This is a genomic window from Bacillus sp. BML-BC051 (assembly GCF_019656175.1).
Classification (GTDB): Bacteria; Bacillota; Bacilli; order Bacillales; family Bacillaceae_G; genus Bacillus_A; species Bacillus_A mobilis.
In genome coordinates, this window is record NZ_BPLI01000130.1 from 1 (window position 1) to 6,572 (window position 6,572).

General features: G+C 31.3%; 6 protein-coding genes and 2 pseudogenes. 1 reads left to right on the forward strand and 7 read right to left on the reverse strand.

Annotation, left to right across the window (positions count from 1 at the left end; all coding sequences use genetic code 11):
- Positions 1–13: 13 nt before the first annotated feature.
- A pseudogene (locus K5S59_RS30420) lies at positions 14–780 on the reverse strand (LAGLIDADG family homing endonuclease).
- Between the two features lie 296 nt (positions 781–1,076).
- Here K5S59_RS30420 and K5S59_RS29525 point away from each other — a divergent pair.
- Positions 1,077–2,039: an MBL fold metallo-hydrolase gene (locus K5S59_RS29525; protein WP_098259239.1), complete on the forward strand. Its 963-nt coding sequence runs from the start codon at positions 1,077–1,079 to the stop codon at positions 2,037–2,039.
- Between the two features lie 130 nt (positions 2,040–2,169).
- Here the strand turns inward: K5S59_RS29525 and K5S59_RS29530 are convergent, their stop codons facing one another.
- The 6 genes and pseudogenes from K5S59_RS29530 to K5S59_RS29555 all read right to left on the reverse strand — a co-directional run bounded on the left by K5S59_RS29530 (position 2,170) and on the right by K5S59_RS29555 (position 6,559).
- Complete coding sequence (locus tag K5S59_RS29530; protein ID WP_097844866.1) at positions 2,170–2,682, reverse strand: NUDIX hydrolase; 513 nt, start codon at positions 2,680–2,682, stop codon at positions 2,170–2,172.
- Between the two features lie 26 nt (positions 2,683–2,708).
- A complete protein-coding gene (gene dnaN, locus K5S59_RS29535; RefSeq protein WP_120450265.1) occupies positions 2,709–3,839 on the reverse strand; it encodes a DNA polymerase III subunit beta in 1,131 nt (376 codons plus the stop codon).
- Between the two features lie 30 nt (positions 3,840–3,869).
- Entirely contained in the window at positions 3,870–4,313 is a 444-nt protein-coding gene (locus tag K5S59_RS29540; protein WP_000757634.1) for an NUDIX hydrolase, read from the reverse strand.
- 278 nt (positions 4,314–4,591) lie between these two features.
- Positions 4,592–5,107, reverse strand: a complete 516-nt coding sequence (locus K5S59_RS29545) for a DinB family protein (protein WP_098259242.1) — start codon at positions 5,105–5,107, stop codon at positions 4,592–4,594.
- A 214-nt stretch (positions 5,108–5,321) separates the two neighbouring features.
- Complete coding sequence (locus tag K5S59_RS29550) at positions 5,322–5,738, reverse strand: GNAT family N-acetyltransferase (RefSeq protein WP_098259243.1); 417 nt, start codon at positions 5,736–5,738, stop codon at positions 5,322–5,324.
- 189 nt (positions 5,739–5,927) lie between these two features.
- Positions 5,928–6,559, reverse strand: a pseudogene (locus K5S59_RS29555) (cadmium resistance transporter).
- Positions 6,560–6,572 lie beyond the last annotated feature (13 nt).

Here is a 6,572-nt window from a genome sequence, read left to right on the forward strand (position 1 = left end):
ATTATCATTACAATTATTCTTTTTGTTGAAAAATATTATATTTACGCTTTAAATGTAAACCTTTATCGTTATAAATCCACTGTGAAAATTTATTAACATTATCTTTACCACTTAGGTATATACGATATTGTTTTTCTTTATCAACAAAACTTAATTTGAATTTATTATCCTCAAGTATATCTTTAAAAGAATTCATAAAATTATACGATCCTCCAACAAAGCTAACAAAATATTTTTTTGGGTTTACATGACCATCTCCATCAAAATACCCACGCACAAAATGATGTAAATATTCTTCTGGTACAAATGGAATTTCAATGTTAAATGATTTACATGGCTTAATTCCGTGAATGTTCATTAAATCGTCTTTTATTGTTTTGCTATTTATGTTTAGCATATATACGCCTGTTTTTTTTGATATAGTGGCTGGTTGGTGTTTAGTTCTTGTTTTATATCTTCTAAAATGTAATTTTCTTTTTGAGATATACTGACACATTGATTTTCTTTCTGTATGACACCATCTGCTGCTATAAACCCTAAAATATAAGCCATATTGTTTGACCACGTTTTAAAATAATCTTCTGTTATGTCATACTTTCTCTTCCAACTCCCTATAGCGCGCCTTGGAACATTATTGTCTGTTAAAACCATACGAATATACCTAGCAGACACATTGGCAAGCGTAGCTATTTCTGAGGTACTCTTTCCTTCTGCATATAGCTGCGTTATTTCAGATTTTGATAGTTTACATTTTGATTTCTTATTTCTCTCTATTTGCACTTACATCCTCTCCTTCCTACCCTTAATTAGAGACATGCTTTCTTCTATAACATACAATGAAACATATGTTCTTCATTGCGTATAAGAATGAATTTACTAAATTAAAACAATTTACATTTACTTCATATTAGTTTCATCTGCTGCTATATGATTTCCATTTTATATATAAGAATAATGAATCTGACAAATTTATGAAATCTACAGCGTTTAAGATGAAAGATAAGATAATTTCGTTTACACTACAATTAGCTTCAATAACAACATACGTATATTGTTAAGCGTAAAAAGGAGAACGAATGAAAAAGAAATATATAAATCAAATTCATACTGATGTAAGTTTTAAACCGAAAGATATTATCGGTTTAATGACTGATTACTTTAAAATGAAATCAAAGCTGCGTCCTTTAAAGAATTTACCTATTGTTTTATCGGATAAAAATAATGAGTCTCTAGAGAGCGTTACATGGTTTGGGCACTCTGCTTCTCTCTTGAAAATAGAAGGTAAAAAATTGTTATTAGACCCGATGTTTGGAGATGCCTCTTCCCCATTTCCTGTGTTTACTAGTAAACGTTATAGTGGTGTTTTTTCTTTAGAACGTCAAGATTTTCAAGAAATTGATGCGATTATCATTTCTCATAATCACTATGACCATTTGAATTACAAGAGTATTATGCTGTTAAAAGATCGCGCAAAGCACTTTTATGTTCCAACTGGAGTTGCGCAATATTTAATTAAATGGGGTGTTTCTCCTAGTAAAATTAGTGAGCATAATTGGTGGGACGAAATTGCGTTTGATAATATAAAATTAGTTTGTGCACCTGCAAGGCATTTCTCTGGACGGAGTATGACAGATAGAGATTGTTCTTTATGGTGTTCATGGCTTATTCTTGGGCAAGAGACTAGAGTTTTCTTTAGTGGCGATAGCGGTTATGCTCCTCACTTTAAGGAAATTGGTGATAAGTACGGTCCATTCGATCTTACATTGATGGAATGCGGACAATATGATCCGAGGTGGTCTGCTATTCATATGTTACCTGAAGAGACGGTTCAAGCTCATATTGACGTGAAAGGAGATCTACTTCTTCCAATTCATTGGGGTGCTTTTACATTAGCATTACATGAATGGAGTGATCCAATTGAACGAGTTACGAAAGAGGCTAACCGTTTAGGGGTTAAAATTACAACGCCTCAAATTGGCGAATCTATTGCGTTAAAATCTACAGACTATCCTTCATCAACATGGTGGAGAGAAATTTAATTATAAATAAAAAAGAGCGAACCTTCTTATAAGTGATTCGCTCTTTTTCTGTATTTAAGTTTATTTCACTAAGTTTGCATTTACGCTATCTGAAACTCTACTTGTTCGAACAGAGGTGCATTCCTGCTTTTTACAATTGAATTATTTTATCTATTGAACTGTCCTGTTTAGCCAATTCATCATTTCTATAATCTATTAATTTATGATTAGATAATACAAAGTTGTGCTCTAATATTAATTCATTGTGAAGTAATTCCGGTAAAAAATTAGGTATCATCTCTCCTACGCCGTAATTATAGTCACTTAGAATCCAAGAAATTTCTTTCCAATCAAGAATTCCTTCTGAGACTTTTTTTGGAGTGTGATATGTAAATTCATTCAGTAGCTCTATTAGATAAACATACATGCCACCAGAATATGAAGAGTCCTCCCATTTAATAATACCTTTAAACCGAATTTGGTCCTGCGTAATTTCTATATTAGTCTCTTCTTTTATTTCACGAATTGCATTTTCTAAAGGTGTTTCTCCCTTTTCGATCTTTCCTCCTACCCCATTCCACAATCCTTTTACAGGATCATATTCTCTATTTAACATAAGTATCTCTTCATTTCTTTTTATAAAACATAAAGTATGCTTGTACATAATGTATGTAATTCCTTCCTATGTTTTTAATAAGCTCTTACTGGTGATATAAGATGTATTGCTGCAGATTGTGACCCTGCTTCAATTAATATTGGTCTCATAGAACCGCTGAAACTTAAAGTAACCGTTTCTTCTTTTATCGCCTTTAAAGCATCCAACATAAATCGTCCATCGAAAGATATATTTAATTGTTTTTCACCTTGAATCGTATCTACCTGTTGTGTCTCGGATATTTTTCCAATCTGAGAAGCGTTAGAAGAAATCTTAATTGCGGATTCGTTTATGATTTCTAAGTTGACATTGTTATTTGCCCAATCACTTGCTAATAAGTTTGATCGATCTACACCTTGTAAAATCTTTTTTCTATCTATGTTAATGACTGTCTGAAAATCATTTGGAATTAAACTAGAAATATTAGGATATTTCCCTTCAATTAGTCGTGAATATAATGTAGTTGTGCCGAATGTAAAAATAATGTGACTTTCTGAAAGATAGATATATACGAATTCGGAATTACTAGTCATTAATTTTAGAAGTTCACTAATAGTTGCACTTGGTACGATACAACTTGCTTTCACATCTGTAGATATCATTGTTTCGCGTATAGCAAGTCTATGTGAATCAGTTGCTACGCAAATTAATTTATTATGATCTAACTCGAAATGAACGCCAGTAAGAACCGGTCTTGATTCATTTTTAGCTACTGCAAAGACAGTTTGTTTAAATACTTCAATTAATCGTTCTGTTTCCACTTGTATTTTTGTATGACCGTCTATAAGTGGTACATTCGGAAACTCATATGCTGGAAGTCCGTTTAAGTTTAATGTAATTTCTTCTGATTGTATCGTAATGATTTGCTCATTCGTACTTTTTATTGATACATCACTTGGCATTTTCTTTATAATTTCAATGAAATATTTTGCAGGTACTACAATAGTTCCTGCTTTTACTATAGTTGTAATTTGGTCGTCTTCGTTGGAACTAGGGATGAATTTTTCAATGAAAATATTTGAATTACTTGCGATTAAAGTAATTCCAGATTGATCTGCAGTTATTTTTATACCAGATAATATAGGTATTATAGCTTTAGTAGATACAGCTTTACTTACTTCTGAAAGTGCTTGAGTGAAATGTTTATGATTTACGATAAATTCCATTCTTCCCCCGCCTTACATGAAATGATAATGTTATGAAGATTGATGAACGATTGTTCCGTTAAAAAAGTAAGGTACTGTTTCTTTCCTTTGTAATATATTTAATAAGTGTTCTGGTATACGTAAATGTGGTGCTGCTCTATGTAATTCCATCCAGGTAATCTCTTCAATTTCTTTTGGCCTTGTTATATTTGTCTCCCCGTCAATTATTTCACCTAAAAAATTAAAGAAAATTGCATGATGTCCTCTCTCTTCGAAAAAAGCTTCGCTAATGTAACAAATGCCGTTTACAGTTATATGGAGTCCGGTTTCTTCTTTCACTTCCCGAATTACTGCCTCTTCTAACGTTTCTCCCAGTTTAACTGCGCCACCTGGTAGTGTGTAATATGAACCATTCTTCCCTTTGTTTTTTACCATTAAGATTTTTTCGTTTGTTTTATCGTATAAAAGTGCATATGTAACATTTACTTTTTTCATACGTACCTCCTCTGTTTTTAATAAAAGGAATTTTCTGTCTGTTTATCATTCTATCATTAACTCGGTTTAATAGTAAGTTCCCTAAGTATTAGAATAAAAAATTGATTAAATTAATACTAAATAAAAATCCCAGAGTAGCTCCAAAATTAATAAAAACCCCGCTCTCATTTTGAGACGAGGTTAAACATAACAAACGGATTCCAAATTAGCCTTTCTTTAGATCAATTTTAAAAGTATACATATGAGACCCGTATTTTTTGTTAATAGCCAAAGATTTTTTACTTCCCAATTTCACAAAGTAGTTTTATCTCTTTGATTTGTTCTATATGACGCTGTTCATGCAAATAGATCAGTTCTATCCACTGATCAAGAAGTAATTCTCCAAGAGCTGGATGCATCACTGATTTTTTCGTTAGTATAGATTCATCTTCTATTGTACTTAGGAAACGCATTAATTCTTTTCTCGATTCGTTTAACAAATTGACCATTTGCTGCACTTCAAATAGTTCTAAACTGGGTTCAATCATTTCTGGAGCTGCAAATTTTATCGCTCTATCTTGTAATATAGAGTGAATTTCTCGACGTTCTTTTAGGGTACTATCAATCTTTTTTAAGCCAGATGAAATAACCTTTATAACCACTTTATCCAATAAAACTAAGTGATGACATACTTGTGCTATACTCCATTTATTCTTATCTGGCTTATTGTTGAATTGCGCATCGTTCAACATCGTAATTTCCTCGAATAGATTTTTTCTTATTTCATAAAACTTGTCATTCACAAATGAATTCATAAGAATTTCCCCCTTTATTTGAATGTCCACATTTAGATTCCTATTTTAAATATATTCGCTATAAAAAATAGTTTCCCATCACTACTATTCTAATCCTATCTTTTTTGCTTTAGAAGTGCCTCTAAATATGAATTGCCTCAAAATTTTCTTTTAAATGCATAATCCAAAAGGATAAATTTTTATTCCAAATACTAACGTTAATTCTATATACACTTTATAAACGTTTTTCTAAATAGTAATGATTATGTCCTTTCGGATGATCTTCACTTACTCCAATCACTTTATATCCATGCTTTTTATAGAAATCAGGTGCTTGAAAGCTAAAAGTATCTAAATTGATTAGCCTACACTCATTTTCAATTGCAAATTCTTCAATAAGTTTTAATAACTTGCTTCCGTAGCCTTCGTGTCTATACTCTTCAGAAACCCAAAGGAAATCGACATGTACGTGGTGCCAAAATGTAATTGCAGTTATTCCGCCTACAATTTCTTCCTTTTCATTTCTCACTATAAAACTAATGTTTTCTGAAGGCTGTTTCTCTTCATCCGAAATATGTTTTTGGTTATATTCAATTACTTTTTTTCTTATGTAATCACTATCTTCTTTGACCCATTGTTTTACTAATTTCATTTTAAGTAGCACACTCCTTTTCAAGTATCTATTCAATTTAATAATCGTAATATCCTGTCTAACTTAATAGTCGTAGAGCACTGTTTCATTTCACCAAAATAAAGAAAAGCCGTACTACATTTTATCTGTAGTACGGCTTTATACAGCGTTTGATTCTTTTTAATTAAAACTTCTGTTAGTTTTAACATATTAGTACAATAATTCAATTGTATTACTGCGAAAAAGAATGAACATTCCTAAGCCAATTAGAACTATTGGAACGATAATATGACAATTTCTCTCAAGTACTTTAGCTTAAACTAAACTAGGAGCTCTTAACAATGTGTAGCTAATAAAGCACCATATTGCTACCATACAAAAAAGATAACTAATGTAACAATATTTGTTTTAAGATTTTGACTAGCGAACATCGGTATATAAATCGAAATATTGTCAGCCCCATTAGCTAACGTTATCAAAGCTACTTTAAATATTGAACCAGAAACGTTATCAATGACTTCATTCCTTTTATAAAAACGAAGTAACAATATTCCTTTCACTCCCATATAAATTGGCACGAATCCTAATAACCCAATCCACGATATAGGAATGAAAAAAGAGCCTAAAGAACCAATGATGCTCAAAAAAATAATTACACTAAACCCCAAATATTGTCCAATAACAATATAAAGTTCTTTCATCTTAGTTTTTTCTCGGACAGCTCTAGCTTCCTTCTTAATTATTTCTGTCTTTACTTGTGAAAATAAAACAAGGAGTATAAAAATGTCATCAATATTTGTTGAAATGAATGCTATAAAAGAAGAAATTATGGTTGTAACCAATATAATCCAACTA

Excerpts from the sequence above, each read along its gene's own strand:
- K5S59_RS29525 (WP_098259239.1), top strand. The coding sequence starts at position 1,077 with ATGAAAAAGAAATATATAAATCAAATTCATACTGATGTAAGTTTTAAA.
- K5S59_RS29530 (WP_097844866.1), bottom strand. The coding sequence starts at position 2,682 with ATGTACAAGCATACTTTATGTTTTATAAAAAGAAATGAAGAGATACTT.
- dnaN (WP_120450265.1), bottom strand. The coding sequence starts at position 3,839 with ATGGAATTTATCGTAAATCATAAACATTTCACTCAAGCACTTTCAGAA.
- K5S59_RS29540 (WP_000757634.1), bottom strand. The coding sequence starts at position 4,313 with ATGAAAAAAGTAAATGTTACATATGCACTTTTATACGATAAAACAAAC.
- K5S59_RS29545 (WP_098259242.1), bottom strand. The coding sequence starts at position 5,107 with ATGAATTCATTTGTGAATGACAAGTTTTATGAAATAAGAAAAAATCTA.
- K5S59_RS29550 (WP_098259243.1), bottom strand. The coding sequence starts at position 5,738 with ATGAAATTAGTAAAACAATGGGTCAAAGAAGATAGTGATTACATAAGA.